Raw genomic sequence first — 17,827 nt, 5'->3', positions numbered from 1 at the left:
CGCCCCCTTTATAAGCGGCGGACCTCTACGTCAGCCCAAAGACGACTTCTTGATCAAGGGCTTCAGCACATCCGCTGCGACCAAGGCTTGGAATACGCCGGTGATCATCGTGCTGTCGATAGCTACGCCCGTCAGCAGCGACAGCATATGTACAAGGCCAAGCGTCATTACCGGCGCGACTGTTGCGATCTTTGCTCCCTCCCGGATTTTCTGCACTAGCGCGATCCTATTCGCTTCGATCGCCGCGACCGCCTCTTTGGTTAGCGATCCACGATCGACAGCCGCGAGCAGTTTGCCAAGCTGGGCATGAAGTTCTCGCAGGCACGCCACTGCATCCGCCGTGACGGGATCGTTGAACCGCCGCTCCTCGACCAGGCGAGCGAGCGCGTCGATCTCGGCTGATGCAAGAGGTACCAGTCCGCGGACGACCACGATCTGCTCGCGGAAGGTGCGCACGCCAGTCCATGAACTTGCTGGGATCGGTTCCGTTTTCTCCGATGCGACTAGCCCCTCAAGGCCAGCGATCACCTCTTCGTAAGCGTCTCGCCATTCCTGATCGAGCAAGTCCACTCGGCTATCCCGTCCGGGTCCATCTCGATATTTAAGGAAGGCTCGAAGCAGCTTCGCCTGCATCTCGGCTGACAGTGAGGGTAGGATCCGCCGCAAGCGCTTCGCCTTGGATTCACCGTCCTCGGCATACCGTGGTGCGGTCGCGTCTACTCCAACTTCGCGCGCAATGAAGGCGTCGAAGTCATTGTTGTTCATGTCGAGCACGTAGCCGGTCCGCATGTTTAGAACCCGCTCGACCACCTTCATGTCGGCAGCGCTAATTAGCGGCTCAGGCTCGTAAGATGTCGGCATCTCTTAGTGGCCTACATCAATATGCCGGAGGAGACATTTCGGCGAGCATGTCGCCGATCGAGCCGCAGTAGGTCGTCACGCGATGATGAGCCTTAAAAAGACCGTCGAGGTCGGTGAGCGTGCTTGCGAAAGCGAATCCGGTGGTGCTCTCCGGGTAACGAAAGCGGTCGCCTCGAAGGTCGTGCCCGTGAAGAAGGGTGACTGCTTCGGTGCAGAGGGCCGTATAATCATCGTCTGCCTCAAGCCCGGCTTCCCGGAGGGCCGCGCGAAGCTGAGCCCACAGCGTTTCTAGGTTGTGAGTGATTTTCCTTTCGGACCCGCCGTTGAACGTAGCCAACTGTCGCAGGCCTTCCTTCAAGGATAGCTCGATGGAATGGCGGCACAATAGCAGCAGCGGATGCATCAGCATCGGATGGTGCGGACGCTTCATGGCCGCCTCAAACAGCACTTCAAAAGCCCGAGCGTAAGAATAGGCGAAGAAGCCGAAGCTATCATCGCCCGCGAGCCCCGAGGAGTCTTCGCGGAGGAAGCGTCCGAGCCCCGCCGGCTCGAAGGAAAGCTCTTCCTCGATTAGTCGATCCCCATAGGTGTTAATCAAGGTCCCATCATCCCGCTCGCCCACGTAGCAAACATGCGCCAGCTCCTGTCCCCGTGGCAAGCAGTCGAGACACGATGCGGATCGGAGAGCCTTTACGAACAGGTAAATTGGCCAGCAGTCGGCTAGCAGATCGGAGACAACTTTATTGGCTACCTGAGCGCGTCAGGGATGGGCACGAGGGCCTGATTACGCCCGAGCGACAGCCATCCCACGCCAGCGCTCCGCCTTGTCCAGCGCCGGCTGGTCGTCGACGTCGATCCAGTCGAGATCGCTGCAGTCGGTGACCATGGCCGCGCCGACGGCGGCGAGGACGCGCATGCCTTCGGTGAGCGAGGGGGCAGCGAGTTGGCCTAAAGCGGCGAACAGCGCCGGGCCCATCGCGAAGACACCGGCGTCGAAGCAGTCATAGGGCTCCAGGCCCTTGCCGATGGCGACGATGTGCTCGCCCTGGGTCTGGACGCGGGTGACGTCGTCCAGGTCCACCCAGTCGCTGCCAAGACGGCGGTCGATGGCGAGGCGGGTGCCGCCGCCTGCGCCGACCTGGGCCATGCGGGCGTAGAGGGCGGGGTCGACGAGGTGGTCGCACATCGCCAGCAGCGCCTCGCCGCCGGCGACATGGGGTTCGGCGGCGAGCACCGAGGTGCCGTTGGGCTTGAGATGATCCTTGGTTCGGACCGTCTCGATCGTGATCGGCCAGCGCCGGGCGCGCAGATGCGCCTCGATACTGTCGGCGCCGTAACCGAGCACGATCACCGCCCGCGACAGCCCCGCCTGCGCCAGCCCGTGCAGGGCATGGGCGAGCAGGGTATGCCCGCCCACCCGGCACAACGGTTTGAACGGAGCGGCCGAGCGAAGGCGGCTGCCTTCGCCCGCCGCGAGCAGGATCGCAGTGTCGATCACCTTAGGCGGCGGCGATGAAGTCTTCGACCGCGAGCTGGGCGAGATCGTCGGTCATCTGCGTGCGCGGATGCTTGCAGAAATAGGCCGAGGCGGCGTCGATCGGGCCGGCGATGCCGCGATCCTTGGCGAGCTTGGCACAGCGGATCATGTCGATCGCGACGCCGGCGCTGTTCGGGCTGTCCTCGACCGAGAGGCGCAGTTCGAGGTTCATCGGCACGCCGCCGAACATCGAGCCTTCCATGCGCAGGAAGCAGATCTTGTTGTCGTTCTGCCACGGTACATAGTCGGACGGGCCGATATGGACGTTCTCGTCGTCGAGGCGCTCGGCCGCGACCGACTGGACGGCCTCGGTCTTCGAGATCTTCTTGGACGCCAGGCGGCGGTGGTTCGACATGTTGAGGAAGTCGGTGTTGCCGCCGGTGTTGAGCTGGTAGGTGCGCTCCAGCTTGACGCCGCGCTTGGCGAACAGATCGGTCAGCACGCGGTGGACGATGGTGGCGCCGAGCTGGGCCTTGATGTCGTCGCCGATGATCGGGACGCCCGCATCGGTGAAGCGCTGCGCCCATTCGGGGTTGCTGGCGATGAACACCGGGATGTTGTTGACGAAGGCGACGCCGGCTTCGAGCGCGCATTCGGCGTAGAACTCGGACGCGGCCTGGGAGCCGACCGGCAGATAGTTCATCAGCACGTCGGTCTTGGTCTCGCGCAGCAAGGCGACGACCTCTTCCTTGGTCGGCTCGCGCTCTTCGGCGACGATGAAGGTGCGGTCGTCGTTATACTCGGCCATGTGATCGGCGACGCCGTCGAGCACCTTGCCCATGCGGACGGTGGCGCCGGTGGGCTCGACCGAGGCGCAGAAGATGGCGGTGTTGTTGGGCTTGGCGAAGATCGCCTCGGCGACGTCCTTGCCGACCTTGCGCTTGTCCACGTCCCAGGCGGCGACGACCTGGATGTCGCTGGGGCGGTAGCCGCCCAGATCCCAGTGCATCAGCCCGACGGTGTCGTTCGCGCCTTCCCGGTAATAGGAAAGGCCCTGAACCAGGGAGCTGGCACAATTGCCGACGCCGACGACGGCGATGTTGATGCTCGACATTACTACTTCACGTCCTTTGCGTGGGTGATTGTTCAGAAGGTGCGGATTGCCCGGGCGGGATGCCCAGGCCTTGTACGAGCCGCGTCTCGACGACGCGGTGCCAGATCAGGCCGATGACGAGGATGATGGTAAGCGGTACGAGCTCGAACCACCAGAACAGGCTGGGGCTGCCGGCCAGGCAGGCGAGGAAGATCGCCGATACCCGGACATTGGCGGTGAGCAGGCTCAGGAGCCGCATCGGCGCAGTGGCCTGCCGGCCATAGGCGTCGGCGAGGCGAGTCGCGTCCCCCTGGCGGCGCAGCGCGTCGTCGAAGGGATAAGCGAAACGATCGAGCGTGCCCGCGGCATGGTCGTACAGCCGCACCAGCGGGTTGCGGCTGGGAGCGGGCGGCGGCGCGACCGCGACAACCTTGCACCGCCGATGAAAGCGCGCGCGCTCGCTTTCGTAGAGGTTCGACTGGACGGCGTGCGCCGCACCGGCGGCCCAGGCCACGATCCAACCCTCGGTAGTGCCGACCGATATGGCGAGGACGACATAGATCAGCGCGAATACGCCGTGATCGCACAGTCCGTCGAGGGCGCGGCCGAGCGGACTGGCGGTGCCGGTGGCGCGGGCGATCATCCCGTCCAGGCCATCGGCGATCAGCCAGCCTACCGAAAACAGCAGGCCGAGCAGCGCGAACGGCCAGGCGTGCCACTGGCTGTACGAGAGCGCGGCAGCGGTGCCCAATGCCAGCCCGCCCAGCGACACTGCGTTCGCCGAAATCCCACGCGCCAGAAACCCCGGCAGGAGCGCACGGCCTGCGGGGTGAATGATCCAGAGATTCGTCGGATCCTCGATCCGGCGATCCCGTGACCGGTCCGGCGGAGGAGCTGTCATCGGTCTGTCACCTACAGCGCCGCACACCTTCTCAGCAAGCGATTTGCGGTGGTCATCAGCAGCGGCACTGTGGGGCGATTTCGTTACGGGATGGCAACTTTGCCGTGTGGCGGCGTTTAGCGACTGGGCGACGGGTCCTCAGCAACGGGATGAAGGTTCACATGCGGGTTCGAGCAGCGCGGCGCGGGGCAGCGATGTGGGGCGCGGCGGCACTGGCGATGGGCGGCGCGGCGCAAGCGCAAGACGTCGACATCGGGGCGCCGCCGCCGCCCGCCGAGGAGGCACTGAAGCCCGCGGCCGGGGCGCCGCAGATCGACACCCAGCGTCCCGCTGCGAATGCCACTGGCGGCACCCAGAGGACACGCAGCTATGTCCACGTCCGGGATCTCTTGCCATCGGCGCTGGCGGGCGACACCCAGAGCGCCCCGCCGCCCGGGCTGATCGGCGACTGGCAGAAGATCCGCACCCGGCTGGGCGAGCGAGGTATCGGCGTGAGCGCGCGCTACGCGTCGGAGAGCGGCTATAATTTCGCGGGCGGCGAACGGAAGCTGCTGACCGAGACCGGGCAGTTCGACGTCGGCGTGCTGCTCGACCTGGAAAAGGTAATGGGGCTGAGCGGCGGGGCGTTCCAGGCGACGCTGACCTGGCGGCGCGGGCGCGACCTGACGAGCTCGGCCGGGCTCGGCGCGTTGCAACAGGTGCAGGAAATCTATGGCCGCGGGCAGACGGTGCGGCTGACGCAGTTCTGGTACGAGCAGCGGATCGGCGAGCGGGTGGAAGTGAAGATCGGCCGAACTAACCCGGGTGAGGATTTCGCCGGCTTTTCGTGCCACTTCATGAATCTGAGCTTCTGCGGGGCGCAGCCGGGCAATCTGGTCGGCGATTACTGGTACAATTGGCCGGTGAGCCAATGGGGCGGGCGGGTGCATGCCGATGTGCGCGACGACCTGTATGTCCAGGCCGGCGTGTACGAGATCAATCCGCGCAACCTGGAGAACGATTTCTTCATCGGCCACTTCAAGGGCGCGACGGGAGTGCTGGTGCCGGTAGAGGCGGGCTGGTCGCGCGGCGGCGACGACGGGCATGTCGGATCGGTGAAGGTCGGCGGCTGGATCGGCACGGCGGACGGCGACGACGTGTATTTCGATCGCGACCGTCAGCCCGCGCCGGTCACCGGGCTGGACCCGCTGCGCCGGTCGAGCCGCTATGGCGTGTACCTGACCGTGCAGCAGCAGCTGACCGGCACGTCGAAGGAGGGCAAGGCGCTGACCGGCCTGGGGTTCTTCGCCAATGTGACGCAAGCGGACCGGAAGACATCGGTGACCGACAACCAGGTGTCGCTGGGGCTGTTCTACAAGGGACTCGTGCCGCAGGTGCCCGGCGACGTGATCGGCGTGGGCGTGGCGCGCACCAACGTCAACGGTCGCGCGGCGGCGGGCGACCGGCTGCTGCCGGGCACGCCGGTGCGCGACGCCGAATACGCCGCAGAGCTCTACTACAGCGTCCACCCGGCGGAATGGCTGGAGGTCCGCCCGAACCTCCAGTGGATCCACCATCCCGGCGGCATCCGTTCGGCGGACGATGTCGGCGTGGTGGGGCTGAAGGCGGCACTGACGCTGTAAGTGGGAAGCGCTCTCAGGATCGAGAGCGCCACATGCCCTTTGAACGGCCCCGTCATCCCGGCTCAAGGCCGGGGTGACGGAGGAGCATCTGGTTCTCGGAGCTTAGCCAGCTCAGAAGCGCCAGTTCGTCCAGAGCGCGAGGAAGTCATAGTCGGTGTAGCCGGCGCGTTCGAAGACTTCGCCGGTGAACAGATGCTCGTAGCGGCCGGTGAAGGACAGGCGTCGGGTCGGGTTCCACACGACCTGCAGGCGGGCGAGCTGCGCGACGTCGCGGCCTTCGACCGTGGCGGTGCGGGCGTACGCCGACGCGTTGCCGCGATAGACCGGCTCGTTCACGTTGTCGCGCATCGCCCAGCTATATTCGGTCGAGACCTTGACCGTCTTGGCGGGCGCGAAGGCGAAGGTGGGGGCGATCATCCGGAGATTGGTAGGGCCGATCGCAGTGGTGTAGGCGAAGTAGATCGTATTGCCGAACGGGGCAGCGGCGGTGCCCAGCGTGCCGGTGCCGCGGCTGTTGTCGCCGGTGCCATAGTCGAAGTGGAAGCCGAGCCGCGGCTTGAGCGGCGACGGGCTGAGCAGGACGTTCTGCGCCAGAAAAACCTGAGTCGCGTCGATGTCGCGGACCCCGAACTTGCCGGTCTGGTGCGTCACGGTCCAGTCGATCGTATAGTCGCCCGCGCTGCCCCAAAGCCGTGCGCCGAGATAGTTGCGCACTTCGGTAGCGGTGACGCCGCCCCAGCTCTGTCCAGTGCTGCGGAAGCGCCAGACGAAGGGGTCGAAATACAGCTTGGACTTGCCGAACAGCGTCTTGGGCAGGGCATAGCCGAAGGTGACGCCCGAGAAGCGGTGGCCGTCATCGGTCTTGTCGTCGCTGAGTCCCTTGCTGCCGAGGGTCGTGAACTTCAGGTCGAAGACGTCGGCGCGCAGGCTGGAGGTGCGTGCCCAGCCACGGATGCCGTTGAGCACCAGCGCCAGGCTGTTGTTGTCGCGCTGCGATACCAGCTGCGCGGCGCCATCGGAGAATTCCTGGCGGCCATAGCGGACGCCGATCGCGGCAGGGCCGATATCGGCGGTAGCCTCAGCAAAATATTGCTGCGCGAACAGATCGTTGCGCAGGTTGGTCGCGGGAACGCCGATATTCTCGCCGGTGATCTGGCCGCTGGCGAGTTCGCCGAACAGCCGGAAATGCTTGCCGAGATGCAGATCGGCGCCGCCGACGAGGCGCAGCAGCTCCTGATCCTGAGCCGGATTGGTGGTGAGGCCAGGGTTGGTCAGGTGATTGAAGCGCGCACGAACCTCTCCGCTGAGCGTCAGATAGACCGCGCCGTCGCCGGCGAGCGGCAGGTACTTCAACCGATCGAAGACGTCGTCGCGCTTGGCCGGATCCTTGTAGCTGCGCCAGTCCTCGGCCCAGCGATGGGCATTGAAGCCTTCGGTGGTGGTGCCTTCGCCGGCTGCTTCGGTGGGGTAGGCGAAGGGGGTGCGCACGGCGGGCTTGGCCGTGGCGGTTTCCGGGAAGTTCTGCGCGGGCTTGTCGCCATCCTTGGCGGCTTCGCCTTCCTTGGCCACGGCACCGTCCTTGCGGACCTCCGCTGCCGAAGCGGTCATGGCACAGAAAAGCAGCGGGGCAGTCAACGCAGTGGAAAGAAGCAAGCGCATGCAGAAATCCAAATTCAGGGGAGCGCCCCTGGCGACCTGGGTTGGTCTTTTCGAGAATTGCCCCCGACGCCCCGCGTTCGTCCGTCTGTTGCGGATCTGCGCACATTATAGAGGGGGCGCGGGCTACTTTGTCGCAAGAGGGGCCCGCCTGCGTACTTCTACGGAAGCGCCGCGCGGGCGCTGGGCGATGGAACCGCGAAGGACGGCGCCGGTTCTGGAAGCGCCTAGGATGGGAGCAAGCGCGACATGGCCGTATTCAACAAGGACCTGCTGGAAGCCGCGGGCAAGAACAGTTTCTTCCAGAAGGAAGTCTATCTCGACGACAACATCCAGATCGTCCTGATGCACCTCCCGCCGGGCGAAGAGATCGGCGAGGAGACGCATCCCGCCGACCAGACGACCTTCTTCGTGTCGGGCGAAGGCCAGGCGGTGGTCGACGGCAGCCGCACCAAGGTGGTGGCGAACCGGCTGATCGTGATTCCCAAGGGCGCCAAGCACAACATCATCAACAAGGGCAGCGAGCCGTTGAAGCTGTTCTCGATCTACGCGCCGCCCGCCGAGCCCGCGGGCGTGGCGTTCAAGACCAAGGAAGAAGCCGAAGCCGCGGAAGAGGGCGTCGTCCACAAGATGGTCGATAAGGCCAAGAAGCTGGTCGGCGGCGAGTAAGCTGCTTCCCGCGCTTCCTGCCCCGCCGGTCATGTGCCATTCACCCCCGGAGCCGAATGCTGCGTGCATCAGGCTTCGGGGAGAGGATGCATGGCGGATCGCAGGAACTGGCTCGGCGGCGTTTCCGTAGCGCTCGCGCTGTGTGCGGCGTTACCGGCCGCCGCCCAGGATCGGCGCGTGTTCTCGGCCGCGAGCGACGATCCCGCGCCCGAACGGGCCGGGGCGCCTGAGGATTATGCCTGGATTGATCGCGCCGACGCGTTGTGGGATGCGATCGGCGACTCCCCGCCCGACTTCGCCTTCACCTTCGAGGATGTCGAGCCTTGGGCATGGCAGCTGCGCGACGGGCATGTGATCCTGGTCGAGGAAGCCGCCGAGGGCATCCGCAGCTATTATTTCGAGCCGCGGAGCAACGTGCCGTTCCTGGCGGTGGAGCCGGGCGCGAGCTTCGCGTTCGAGGATGGCGAGCTGGTGATCGCCTATGGCCCCGACGGGACCGCGCTGGGCGAGGTCGACGGCATGGCGCGATACGAGCAGGGCATGGCGCTGTTCGACCGCGCACGGCAGCTGAAGCAGGCGATGCGGCCGCAATCGGCGCAACCGGTGGATACCGGCGCCTGGCTGGAGTCGAGCCTGTATCTCGGCGGGTTCCTAGACCAGTGGCATCAGGGATTTGCGGCGCGTCCGGAATGGCGGGCGCAGCGCGACACCGCGGCGGCGCGCGACTGGCGGTACCGGTTGCAGGCCGAACGGTCGCGGCGGCAGGCGCTGGGGCAGGGGTTCCGACGCTGGCGCGAGGGCGGCTTCCAGGGGCCGCCGCCGGCGCGCTGGCGGCGCCCGGGCGACGTGCGGCCCGGCCAGCCGCCGCGCCAGGGTGTCCGTCCCCGCCCGGACCGGCCCGAGGCGGGGGGCCCCGATCGTCCACGTCCTCCGGGACGGCCCGGCTCGCGGCCCGAGCCGCAGGTGCCGGCGCTGCCGCCGGTGCTTTCGGCGCCTCGGCCGAACCGGCCTGACAGGCCTGACAGGCCCGTGGTCCAACCCGGCCCCACGCCGGGCACGCCGAACGTCGCGCGGCCACCGCGTCCCTGGGGTACTCCGCGTCCCGGCTGGAATCGGCCGCGGCCGGTGCCGCAGCCCGGCGCCGCGCCCGAGCCTGGTTCGAGTGGAGTCGTGCCTGGCAGGCCGCCCCGTCCGCAGGGGCGTCCGGGCTGGATGCAGCGCCCGCCGATCGCTTCGCCCGCGCCTGCGGGTTCCGGCGAAGCCGGGCGACCGGTTCGGCCCGAGCGCCGGCCTGGTTGGAGCCGGCGTCCGCCGATCTCCACACCCGCGCCGTCAAAGCCCAGCGGCGTGACGCAGCCGGCACCAGTGCGGCCCGACCGCCCGGCTCCACAATCCCGCCCGCCGGAAGCCGCCCCGGTCTCGCCGCCGCCTCCGCGGGTCGTGCCAGAAGCGCGACCCTCTCGTCCGCTGCGCCCCGGTGTGCGGGTGCCCAACGACGATTAAGCGGGCGTGAAGGGCAGCAGCGTCTCATACTGGCTGAGCGGCGGCGCGGCGGGGATGATCGCGCGGTGGCGCAGCAGGAAGGCGTGGCGGACGATCTCCGCTTGCTGCTCGAGGCCATAGCGGGCGAATGCCTGGCCGGGCTTGAGTGCATAATCATAGCGGCAGAAGGGGTGGCGCTTGAGCGGCAGGAAGATGCCGCGCTGGTGCTGCCAGATATGCACCATCTCGTGCACGAACAGCCCCTGGACGCCCAACGGCGCCTGGCTGAAATCCTCGTGGTAGATGCCGCTTTGCGGGTGGAAGTGGATCGTGCCGCGCGGCGCCATGGTGGTGTTGCGCGGCTGGAAGAAGATCCATTTCGCGTTGGCCACGCGCGCCTGGGCATAGTCGATCGCAGTGCCGAACACCGAGGCGGCGAGGCGGGTTTCCCCAGGGGTCAGCGGGCGCGATGCGGGCATGGCCCAAGCATGCGGCGAAGCGGAGGCTTTGTCACCTCCGCTTCGCTGCCGCGGGCTCGTCCTTCACATCAATACGCACGTCATACCTCTCGAGGGATCTTCAGAACCGGAAACTCAGCCAGCCTGCGACGAAGTCGGAGCTGCGATAGCCGGCCTGCTTGAGGGAGGGGCCTGCCATGAGATGCTCGTAGCGGCCGGTGAAGCTCACGCGCGGCGAGAGCGTCCAGACGATCTGGGCGCGCGCGGTCTCGGCGATCTTGCGGTCGGCGACGTTCTGGGTGCCGGCAAAGGCGGTGCCGTTGGCTCGGTAGACCGCGTCGCTGGCGGTATCGCGCCACGAGAACTGGTATTCGAGGGTGGCGCGGACCTTGGGTACTGGCTGGAAGCTGACATTGGGCGCGAAGGCGACCAGGTTGGTCGGGGTCGCGAACAGCTGGTAGCTGTAATAGACGTTGTTGCCGAAGGGGGCGAGCGCAGTGCGCAGCTTGCCGGTGCCATAGGCGCCGCCGCCGCTGGCATAATCGACATGGAAGCCGACGCGCGGCGCGCTGCGGTCCTTGCCGAGGCGATAGGTCTGGGCGAGCAGGATCAGCCAGGCGTCGATGTCGCGGCCGTCGAACTGACCGCCCTGCTTGTTGATCGTCCAGTCGAGATTGACCGGCCCAACATCGCCCCAGAAGTGCAGTCCATAGAATTTGCGGACTTCGCGCGCGCTGGTGCCGCCCCAGCTGGCATCGTTGTCGCGCAGCCGCCACACGAAGGGATCCAGGTACAGCTTCGATCCGCCGAGCAGGGTTTCGGGCAGCACGAAACCCGCTGAGATGCCCGAGAAGCGGCGCTCATCCTCGATACGGTCGTCGCCCAGGCCCGCATTGCCATATTCGGTGGGCTTGAAGTCGAACAGGTCGACGCGTGCGGTGGGGCTCTGCGCCCAGGCGCGCACGCCGTTGAAGGTGAAGAAGATCGTGTTGTTGTCGCGTGGGACCACCAGCAAATTGGGGCCGTCGGCGAAGGCCTGGCGGCCATAGCGTAGGCCGAGATCGACACTGCCCAGCGTTCCGGTGAGGTCGACGAACGATTGCTGGATAGCGAGATCGTTCGACAGGTTGGCTGCCTTGGTGCCGAGGTTCAGCCCAGACAGGCCGCCATGCGCAAGTTCGCCGTAGAAGCGGACATGCTCGCCCAGATGGAGGTCGGCGCCTGCGACGATGCGGTTGATGTCCTGGTGCTGGGCTTCGCTCTCGCGCAGATTGGGGTTGGTGGTGTGGTTGGCGCGCAGGCGAAGCTCGCCGGACAGCGTCAGGTACACATCGCCATCAGCGGCGAGAGGGATGTACTTGAGCCGGTCTATGGGATCGTCGATCTTGGCGGGATCGCGGAAGCGCGTCCAATCCTCCGCCCAGCGCGACTGGTTGTAGCCGCCGGAAGTCACGCCGTCGCCCGACGCCGCCGCCGGATAGGATTCGGCAGCGGGCGACGCGGCGGTCGGGTTGGCGTTCTCCTGCGTACCCGCCGCGGTTTGGGCCGAGGCGGCGCTGGCGGCGATCAGGGCCGCTAGGACAGGCGAAGTCTTGAGGATGGTCATGGTCGTCATTCGGCGGGCACGGCGTCGGCCGCCATCTGGTCGACGCGCGGGCTCTTGCCGGCGAGCGCGAGACGGAATTGTTCCTTGTCCAGGCGGCCTTCCCAGCGCGACACCACCACGGTGGCAACGGCGTTGCCGATGAAGTTGGTCAGGCTTCGGCATTCGGACATGAAGCGGTCGACGCCGAGGATCAGCGCCATGCCCGCGACCGGCACGCTCGGGACGATCGAGAGGGTGGCGGCAAGCGTGATGAAGCCCGCCCCGGTGACGCCCGCCGCGCCCTTGGACGACAACATCGCCACGCCGAGCAGCAGCAGTTGCTGGCCAAGCGTCAAGTCGACATTGCACGACTGGGCGATGAACAGCGCGGCCAGCGTCATGTAGATGTTGGTGCCGTCGAGGTTGAACGAATAGCCGGTCGGCACGACCAGGCCGACAATGGACTTGGGGCAGCCCGCGCGCTCCATCTTTTCCATCAGGCTGGGCAGCGCGCTTTCCGAACTCGACGTGCCGAGCACGAGCAGCAGCTCGGCCTTGAGATAGCCGATCAGGCGGAAGATCGAGAAGCCGGCCCAGCGCGCGACAAGGCCGAGCACCACCACCACGAACAGGATCGAAGTGAGGTAGAAGGTGGCAACCAGCGCGACGAGGTTGGCCAGCGTGCCGACGCCGTATGCGCCGATGGTGAAGGCCATTGCGCCGAATGCGCCGATCGGCGCGACCTTCATCAGGATCGCCACCACCTTGAACACGGCGAGCGAGAGATCCTCGAGCGCGTCGGCGATGCGGTTGCCGCGATCGCCGATCAGCGCAAGGCCGATGCCGAACAGGATCGCGATGAACAAAGTCTGGAGGATATTGCCCTCGGTCAGGCCCGAGAGGAAGCTGTCGGGGATGATCCCCATCAGGAAGCCGGTGAGCGTGGTTTCGTGCGCTTTTTCGGCAAAGGCCGCTACCTTCGACGTGTCGAGCGTCGCAGGGTCGATGTTGAGTCCGGCGCCCGGGCGGACGACATTGGCGACGATCAGTCCGACGATCAGCGCCAGCGTCGAGAAGAACAGAAAATAAGCGAAAGCCTTGCCCGCGACACGGCCGACCGAGGCGAGGTCGCGCATGCTGGCGATGCCGGTGACGATGGTGAGGAAGATCACCGGAGCGATGATCATCTTCACCAGCTTGATGAAGGCGTCACCCAGCGGCTTGAGCGCTTCGCCGGTGGAAGGCGCGAAATGGCCGAGCAGCACGCCGGCGGCGATCGCGATCAGCACCTGGAGGTAGAGGTGGCGGTACCAGGGCCGCTGCGCCGGCATCTCCGCCCCCGGCTCGGCTTGATAGGGAATGGTTGTCATTGCCTTCATCCTCTCGTGACCCCGACCGCCTTCTGAGTGAGCGGGAAAGGCAGGAGCAGGATATTGGAACGGCTCGCGGTGCGGGCGTATCCAGATTTTTTCGCTATTATAAAGCTGTTATAAATCAATTATTTATTGGGTACTCGGCAGTTTGCCGGGAAGATGCTGTGTGCCAGGTTCGGGACAGCGGCGGCCAGCAAAGTGTCAAATCTTGCACATGGCAGCCGCGCTGCTACGCTGAGTCGATGCGGTTCGACGGACAATCGCGCGGGTGGCGCTGGGTGCTGGGCACGGTGGTTCTCGGCATTCTCGCAGTGCTTGCCGCCAGTCACCTCGCCGGCAACCGCGTTCTCGACGATCTGCGCGTGCAGGCGGCCACCGATGCGCGGCTGAGAGCGGCGCTGCTCGACAGCGAAGTCGCGCGGTTCCGGCTGCTGCCGCTGACGCTTGCCGACGACCGCGACGTGATCGCGGCGGTGCGGGGCACACCGGAAGCGCAGGCGGCGCTCGACCGCAAGCTCGAGCTGCTGGCCGGCGTGACTCGCGCGGCGGCCATCTATGTGATCTCGCCCCGGGGGTTCGCTTTGTCCGCCAGCAACTGGCGCTCGGCGGAGAGCTTCAAGGGCATGGACTACCGTTTCCGCCCCTATTTCCGCGAGGCGCGGGTGCGCGGCGAGGCCAGCCAATATGCGCTGGGCACGGTTAGCCGGCGGCCGGGCCTGTACCTTGCGCGGCGCACCGCGGCGGGCGGGGTGATCGTCGTCAAACTCGAATTCGACCGGATCGAACAGGAATGGGCGCGCGCCGGGGGAATCACCTTCGTCCGCAATCCGCTGGGAGTCGTGCTGGTCACCAGCCGGCCGAAATGGCGGTTCGCGGCAAGCCTGCCGCTGTCGCTTTCCGACGCGACACGCTTCCGCGCGGATACGCGGGTGCCGCGTGGGGCGTTGTCGCCGCTGCCGCTGACAGGCGAGGACGGCGTGCTCGCCGACAGCGGGGAGCGCTTCGTCGCGCAGGAAGTGGCGACGTCGCAGCCGGGATGGCGGCTCAGCCTGCTCCAGCCAGCGGGCGCCGCGGTCAAGAGCGCACGGCGCGCCGCCGGCTTGAGCGCGGGCCTGGCGGTGCTTGCGCTATCGGCGTTGGCCTGGACGCTGCGCCAGCGCGTCACGCTGGCACGCCGGCGCACCGCCGAGCTGGAAGACGCGGTCGCCCAGCGTACCGCCGATCTGCGCCGTGAAATGGACGAACGCGCCGATAGCGAGGCGCGCGCCGCCGATCTGCGCGAAGCGTTGCGCCAAGCCAATCGGCTCGCTTCGCTGGGCCAGATCACCGCCAGCGTCGCGCACGAGACCGCGCAGCCCGTGGCAGCGGTGCGGACCTACGCCCAGACCAGCGAGACTCTGCTCGACCGCGGCGCTACCGAAGAAGTGCGCGCGAACCTGAAGGCGATCGGCCGCCTGGCGGATCGCATCGGTTCGGTAACGGCTGAGCTGCGCGGCTTTTCGCGGCGGCAAGCCGGCGAGATGCGGCCCGTGCCGGTCGCCGACGTGATCGGCGGCGCGCTGCTGATCCTGAAGGAGCAATTGCGCAGCGTGACGCTGGAACTGCCCGCGATCCCGCCTGGGCTCGCGGTGATCGGTGGCAAGGTGCGGTTGGAGCAGGTGCTGGTGAACCTGCTCCAGAACGCGCTGGAGGCGCTGGTCGACTGCGCGGAGCGGCGAATCACGCTGACCCTTGCCGAGGATGCCGAGCATGTCCGCCTGGCCGTCTCCGATACCGGCTCAGGCGTCGCCGAGAGTGTCGCCGCGCGGCTGTTTACGCCGTTTGTCACCAGCCGCGACAAGGGGCTGGGACTGGGGCTGGTGATCTCGCAGGACATCATGATCGAACTTGGCGGCTGGCTTAAACTCCTGCCATCAGGCCAAGGCGCCCGGTTCGAGATCGGGATGCGGCGGGCATGAACGCCACCGATCGAATGCCGCTAGTCGCGCTGGTGGACGATGACGAGGATTTGCGTGCCGCCACCGCGCAGCTGCTCTCGCTGAACGGGTTCGAGGTCTGCCAGTTCATCGACGCCGCGAGTGCCCTGGCGGGCATCCCCGCGGACTTTGCGGGAGTCGTCGTCACCGATGTGCGCATGCCCGGCATGTCCGGGATCGAGCTGTTCGGTACCTTGCATGCGCGGGATCCGGAGCTGCCGGTCGTGTTGATCACCGGGCACGGCGATGTCGAGATGGCGGTCGGCGCGATCAAGGCAGGCGCGTGGGACTTCCTGACCAAACCGTTCGACCCGGGGGCACTGCTCGCCGCGGTCACCCGTGCCGCAAGAGCGCGGGCGCTTACTCTGGAAAATCGCGAGCTGCGGGCAATGGCCGACGCTCAGGCGGGCGAGGCACTGGTCGGGGAGACTCCGGTGATCCGGCGGCTGCGCGGCATGATCCCGATGCTCGCCGACGCCGCGCTCGACCTGGTGATCGAAGGCGAATTGGGGACGGGCAAGGAGCATTTTGCCCGCCTGGTTCACCGGGCAGGGCGACGGTCGCGGCACCGCTTCCTCAAGATCGACTGCGCGACGGTGCCCGCTGAACTGGTCGAACGCGAGCTGTTCGCGCGGGGCGGCGTGGTCCAGCGCGCGCATCGCGGTACGCTGTTTCTCGACAATCTCGGCCTGGCCGGCACCGACCTCCAGAACCGGCTCGCCCGAATGGCGGAGGCGCGGGTCGTGGGACTGGAGACGCGGGACCCGGATCCGGTGGATGTGCGGATCATCGCCTCGATCGAGGAAGGCACTCGGAGCCGCGTGTCACCGGCGCTGTTCCACTTGCTCGCCGGGGTGCCCGTGCGGATGCCGCCGCTGGCTGAGCGGGCCGCCGACATTCCGCTGCTGTTCGCCCATTTCGCCGCGCGCGCTGCCGAGCAGCATGGCTGCACGCTCACCAGTCTGGCCGATCATGCGCACCGGCTTGCCGCGCGAGACTGGCCGGGCAACGTGCTGGAGCTGGAAAAGACCACCGAGCGGATCTGCCTGGGGCTGGAAGAAGGCGAGAATGGACAGGCGGGGCTCGGCTCGCTGCCCGATCGGCTGGACGCGTTCGAGCGCGCGGCGATCCTCGAGGCGGTCTCTGCTGCGCAAGGCGAGATCGGGGCTGCGATCGAGGCGCTGGGGCTCCCGCGCAAGACCTTCTACTACCGGGTCAAGCGGCTCGGGATCGACTTGCGCGCGCTGCGCTCAGCGCGGGGCTAGGTCCTCGTCGGCCAAGTCGATCTCGCGGACGCCGCGGCTTTGGCGGGCGGCATTTACCAGGGTGCGCAGCTTCTCGCGGCGGGCGCGGGCGCGCGGGATGTCCCGCATCACCAGCGGCTGGTCGCGCGTGGTCTCGTCCGACGAGCAGAGCGTGATCGTGCCGATGTCGGCCGCCTGGTTGATGATCGAAAAGTCGATCCGCACGTCCTTGACCCGGTAAAGCTCGATCTCGTCGATCGACTTCATCACGATGCCGCTGTGGAGGATCAGCCGGTCGTCGGTGACCTCATAGGCGATAGCAAGATTGGTCAGCCACTTCGCGGCGATAATGCCGAGCGCGGCGGCAAGCAGGGCGGGCGCGAGAAGCGCGGTGCCTTGCAAGGTGCCCTGCGCCAGGAAATAGAAGCTCGCGACGAAGCTGGCGAGCAGTAGCAGCAGGGTGCCCCAGCCGGCAAGCGACCCGCGCAGCCACCCGGCGGTCGAGGAACGGAAACGGTCGATCGTCTGCGGCATGGTGCACTCCCCCGGACGCGGAGGATAGCGGCGCGGCGGCGGCGGACAAGCGGGACGAACAAATTGCGAGATGGCGATGCAGCCGGGAAGGGCCCGGCACGTTTCAGGTCACGAGAACCTATTCTGGAGAGCATGATGCAGGGGAACAAACGCAAGATCGGAATAAGCGGCGGGGCAGTGTTCGGCGTTGCCGCCGCGGTCGCCGGCGCGTTCCTGCTGGGCCGCTATCTGCGCCGCGTGGAGGAAGGCGAGGAGATCACGCCCGCCGCCTTCGCCCAATCGGGTGCGGTGAAGGGCAGCTTCGACCAGACCCGCGACGCAGGGCCAGGCGCGATGCGGGACGAAGGCGAGGACGATGTCTGGGACTGCGTCGACGAGGGCTCGGACGAGTCCTTCCCGGCAAGCGACCCGCCCGCGTACAACCGCTTCGACTGAGCGGGCGCCGCTCAGGGCTGCGGGTCGCCCGCACCGACGACCTGGGCCGGCGCCTCCACCCGCTTGCCGCTGGCGAACGTTACGACCAGGGGGATCCGGTCGCCCGGCTTCACCGTCGGCGCGAGGTCGAACAGCATCACATGCTTGCCGCCCGGCGCGAATACGACGCTCTCGTTGACGCCCAAGGCGAGTTCCCCAAGCGGCCGCATCGCGTTGACGCCGTCCTGCTTCACCGTCTCGTGCAGTTCGGCACGGCCGGCGGCGCTGGACGATATTTGTACGACCTTGTCGGCCTGGCGGCCGCCGGTCAGCGTGAAATATGCCGCGCCGGGACGGCCGGCGACGGCGGGCAGCCTGGCCCAGGCCTTTTCCAACACCGGCTCGGCAGGCTTCTGCTGACAGGCACAGAGCAGCGACGCTCCCGCAACGATCCCGACAAGTGCGCGCATCCGGCTGACTCC

The 17,827-nt window shown here is 67.0% G+C and carries 17 protein-coding genes; 6 read left to right on the top strand and 11 right to left on the bottom strand.

Annotated elements, in window-relative coordinates; genetic code table 11:
• Positions 1–30: 30 nt before the first annotated feature.
• The 5 genes from LZ586_RS07565 to LZ586_RS07545 form a co-directional block, all read right to left on the bottom strand.
• Entirely contained in the window at positions 31–816 is a 786-nt protein-coding gene (locus tag LZ586_RS07565) for a hypothetical protein (RefSeq protein WP_235079211.1), read from the bottom strand.
• Positions 817–877: 61 nt separating this feature from the next.
• Complete coding sequence (locus LZ586_RS07560; RefSeq protein WP_235079210.1) at positions 878–1,483, bottom strand: hypothetical protein; 606 nt, start codon at positions 1,481–1,483, stop codon at positions 878–880.
• Positions 1,484–1,645: 162 nt separating this feature from the next.
• Entirely contained in the window at positions 1,646–2,359 is a 714-nt protein-coding gene (locus tag LZ586_RS07555; protein ID WP_235079206.1) for an NTP transferase domain-containing protein, read from the bottom strand.
• 1 nt (position 2,360) lies between these two features.
• On the bottom strand, positions 2,361–3,452 hold the full coding sequence (locus tag LZ586_RS07550) for an inositol-3-phosphate synthase (protein WP_235079204.1): 1,092 nt from the start codon (positions 3,450–3,452) through the stop codon (positions 2,361–2,363).
• A 7-nt stretch (positions 3,453–3,459) separates the two neighbouring features.
• A complete protein-coding gene (locus LZ586_RS07545) occupies positions 3,460–4,332 on the bottom strand; it encodes a CDP-alcohol phosphatidyltransferase family protein (RefSeq protein WP_235079203.1) in 873 nt (290 codons plus the stop codon).
• 161 nt (positions 4,333–4,493) lie between these two features.
• On the opposite strand from LZ586_RS07545, the gene LZ586_RS07540 reads away from it, so the two are divergent.
• Positions 4,494–5,954 (top strand): carbohydrate porin, encoded by a 1,461-nt coding sequence (locus LZ586_RS07540; RefSeq protein WP_235079202.1) that lies wholly within the window; start codon positions 4,494–4,496, stop codon positions 5,952–5,954.
• A gap of 111 nt (positions 5,955–6,065) precedes the next feature.
• On the opposite strand, the gene LZ586_RS07535 is transcribed toward LZ586_RS07540, so the two are convergent.
• A complete protein-coding gene (locus LZ586_RS07535) occupies positions 6,066–7,562 on the bottom strand; it encodes an alginate export family protein (RefSeq protein ID WP_235079200.1) in 1,497 nt (498 codons plus the stop codon).
• Between the two features lie 297 nt (positions 7,563–7,859).
• Here LZ586_RS07535 and LZ586_RS07530 point away from each other — a divergent pair, with 297 nt between their 5' ends.
• Positions 7,860–8,279 (top strand): cupin domain-containing protein, encoded by a 420-nt coding sequence (locus tag LZ586_RS07530; RefSeq protein WP_235079199.1) that lies wholly within the window; start codon positions 7,860–7,862, stop codon positions 8,277–8,279.
• A 90-nt stretch (positions 8,280–8,369) separates the two neighbouring features.
• Positions 8,370–9,782 carry a hypothetical protein gene (locus LZ586_RS07525; RefSeq protein WP_235079198.1) on the top strand — a complete coding sequence of 471 codons (1,413 nt, stop codon included), beginning with the start codon at positions 8,370–8,372 and terminating at the stop codon, positions 9,780–9,782.
• Here the strand turns inward: LZ586_RS07525 and LZ586_RS07520 are convergent.
• The 3 genes from LZ586_RS07520 to LZ586_RS07510 form a co-directional block, all read right to left on the bottom strand.
• Positions 9,779–10,240, bottom strand: coding sequence for a vgr related protein (locus LZ586_RS07520; RefSeq protein WP_235079196.1), 462 nt, complete (start codon positions 10,238–10,240; stop codon positions 9,779–9,781). The two genes, LZ586_RS07525 and LZ586_RS07520, sit on opposite strands and share 4 nt — an antisense overlap.
• A 100-nt stretch (positions 10,241–10,340) precedes the next feature.
• Positions 10,341–11,834: an alginate export family protein gene (locus LZ586_RS07515; protein ID WP_235079195.1), complete on the bottom strand. Its 1,494-nt coding sequence runs from the start codon at positions 11,832–11,834 to the stop codon at positions 10,341–10,343.
• The gene (locus tag LZ586_RS07510; RefSeq protein WP_319938050.1) at positions 11,831–13,174 is read right to left on the bottom strand and encodes a dicarboxylate/amino acid:cation symporter; all 1,344 of its coding nucleotides are present in this window, start codon (positions 13,172–13,174) and stop codon (positions 11,831–11,833) included. Before LZ586_RS07510 ends, LZ586_RS07515 begins: the two co-directional genes overlap by 4 nt.
• Before the next feature lie 245 nt (positions 13,175–13,419).
• Here LZ586_RS07510 and LZ586_RS07505 point away from each other — a divergent pair, with 245 nt between their 5' ends.
• A complete protein-coding gene (locus tag LZ586_RS07505) occupies positions 13,420–15,135 on the top strand; it encodes a sensor histidine kinase (RefSeq protein ID WP_235079193.1) in 1,716 nt (571 codons plus the stop codon).
• Positions 15,132–16,418 carry a sigma-54-dependent transcriptional regulator gene (locus tag LZ586_RS07500; RefSeq protein WP_235079191.1) on the top strand — a complete coding sequence of 429 codons (1,287 nt, stop codon included), beginning with the start codon at positions 15,132–15,134 and terminating at the stop codon, positions 16,416–16,418. Before LZ586_RS07505 ends, LZ586_RS07500 begins: the two co-directional genes overlap by 4 nt.
• On the opposite strand, the gene LZ586_RS07495 is transcribed toward LZ586_RS07500, so the two are convergent.
• Entirely contained in the window at positions 16,404–16,931 is a 528-nt protein-coding gene (locus tag LZ586_RS07495; protein WP_235079189.1) for a PH domain-containing protein, read from the bottom strand. The two genes, LZ586_RS07500 and LZ586_RS07495, sit on opposite strands and share 15 nt — an antisense overlap.
• 132 nt (positions 16,932–17,063) lie before the next feature.
• Here LZ586_RS07495 and LZ586_RS07490 point away from each other — a divergent pair, with 132 nt between their 5' ends.
• Positions 17,064–17,366, top strand: a complete 303-nt coding sequence (locus LZ586_RS07490; RefSeq protein WP_235079188.1) for a hypothetical protein — start codon at positions 17,064–17,066, stop codon at positions 17,364–17,366.
• An 11-nt stretch (positions 17,367–17,377) separates the two neighbouring features.
• On the opposite strand, the gene LZ586_RS07485 is transcribed toward LZ586_RS07490, so the two are convergent.
• The gene (locus LZ586_RS07485) at positions 17,378–17,815 is read right to left on the bottom strand and encodes a copper chaperone PCu(A)C (RefSeq protein ID WP_235079186.1); all 438 of its coding nucleotides are present in this window, start codon (positions 17,813–17,815) and stop codon (positions 17,378–17,380) included.
• Positions 17,816–17,827 lie beyond the last annotated feature (12 nt).

This window comes from Sphingomonas sp. S2-65 (assembly GCF_021513175.1).
In the GTDB taxonomy this organism is placed as follows: Bacteria; Pseudomonadota; Alphaproteobacteria; order Sphingomonadales; family Sphingomonadaceae; genus Sphingomonas.
This window is presented reverse-complemented; position numbering and strand designations above follow the sequence as displayed.

Coding starts and splice junctions, on each gene's coding strand:
- LZ586_RS07520 (WP_235079196.1), bottom strand. CDS start 10,240: ATGCCCGCATCGCGCCCGCTGACCCCTGGGGAAACCCGCCTCGCCGCC.
- LZ586_RS07500 (WP_235079191.1), top strand. CDS start 15,132: ATGAACGCCACCGATCGAATGCCGCTAGTCGCGCTGGTGGACGATGAC.
- LZ586_RS07545 (WP_235079203.1), bottom strand. CDS start 4,332: ATGACAGCTCCTCCGCCGGACCGGTCACGGGATCGCCGGATCGAGGAT.
- LZ586_RS07565 (WP_235079211.1), bottom strand. CDS start 816: ATGAAGGTGGTCGAGCGGGTTCTAAACATGCGGACCGGCTACGTGCTC.
- LZ586_RS07510 (WP_319938050.1), bottom strand. CDS start 13,174: ATGACAACCATTCCCTATCAAGCCGAGCCGGGGGCGGAGATGCCGGCG.
- LZ586_RS07540 (WP_235079202.1), top strand. CDS start 4,494: ATGCGGGTTCGAGCAGCGCGGCGCGGGGCAGCGATGTGGGGCGCGGCG.
- LZ586_RS07505 (WP_235079193.1), top strand. CDS start 13,420: ATGCGGTTCGACGGACAATCGCGCGGGTGGCGCTGGGTGCTGGGCACG.
- LZ586_RS07495 (WP_235079189.1), bottom strand. CDS start 16,931: ATGCCGCAGACGATCGACCGTTTCCGTTCCTCGACCGCCGGGTGGCTG.
- LZ586_RS07535 (WP_235079200.1), bottom strand. CDS start 7,562: ATGACCGCTTCGGCAGCGGAGGTCCGCAAGGACGGTGCCGTGGCCAAG.
- LZ586_RS07515 (WP_235079195.1), bottom strand. CDS start 11,834: ATGACGACCATGACCATCCTCAAGACTTCGCCTGTCCTAGCGGCCCTG.
- LZ586_RS07485 (WP_235079186.1), bottom strand. CDS start 17,815: ATGCGCGCACTTGTCGGGATCGTTGCGGGAGCGTCGCTGCTCTGTGCC.
- LZ586_RS07550 (WP_235079204.1), bottom strand. CDS start 3,452: ATGTCGAGCATCAACATCGCCGTCGTCGGCGTCGGCAATTGTGCCAGC.
- LZ586_RS07525 (WP_235079198.1), top strand. CDS start 8,370: ATGGCGGATCGCAGGAACTGGCTCGGCGGCGTTTCCGTAGCGCTCGCG.
- LZ586_RS07530 (WP_235079199.1), top strand. CDS start 7,860: ATGGCCGTATTCAACAAGGACCTGCTGGAAGCCGCGGGCAAGAACAGT.
- LZ586_RS07490 (WP_235079188.1), top strand. CDS start 17,064: ATGATGCAGGGGAACAAACGCAAGATCGGAATAAGCGGCGGGGCAGTG.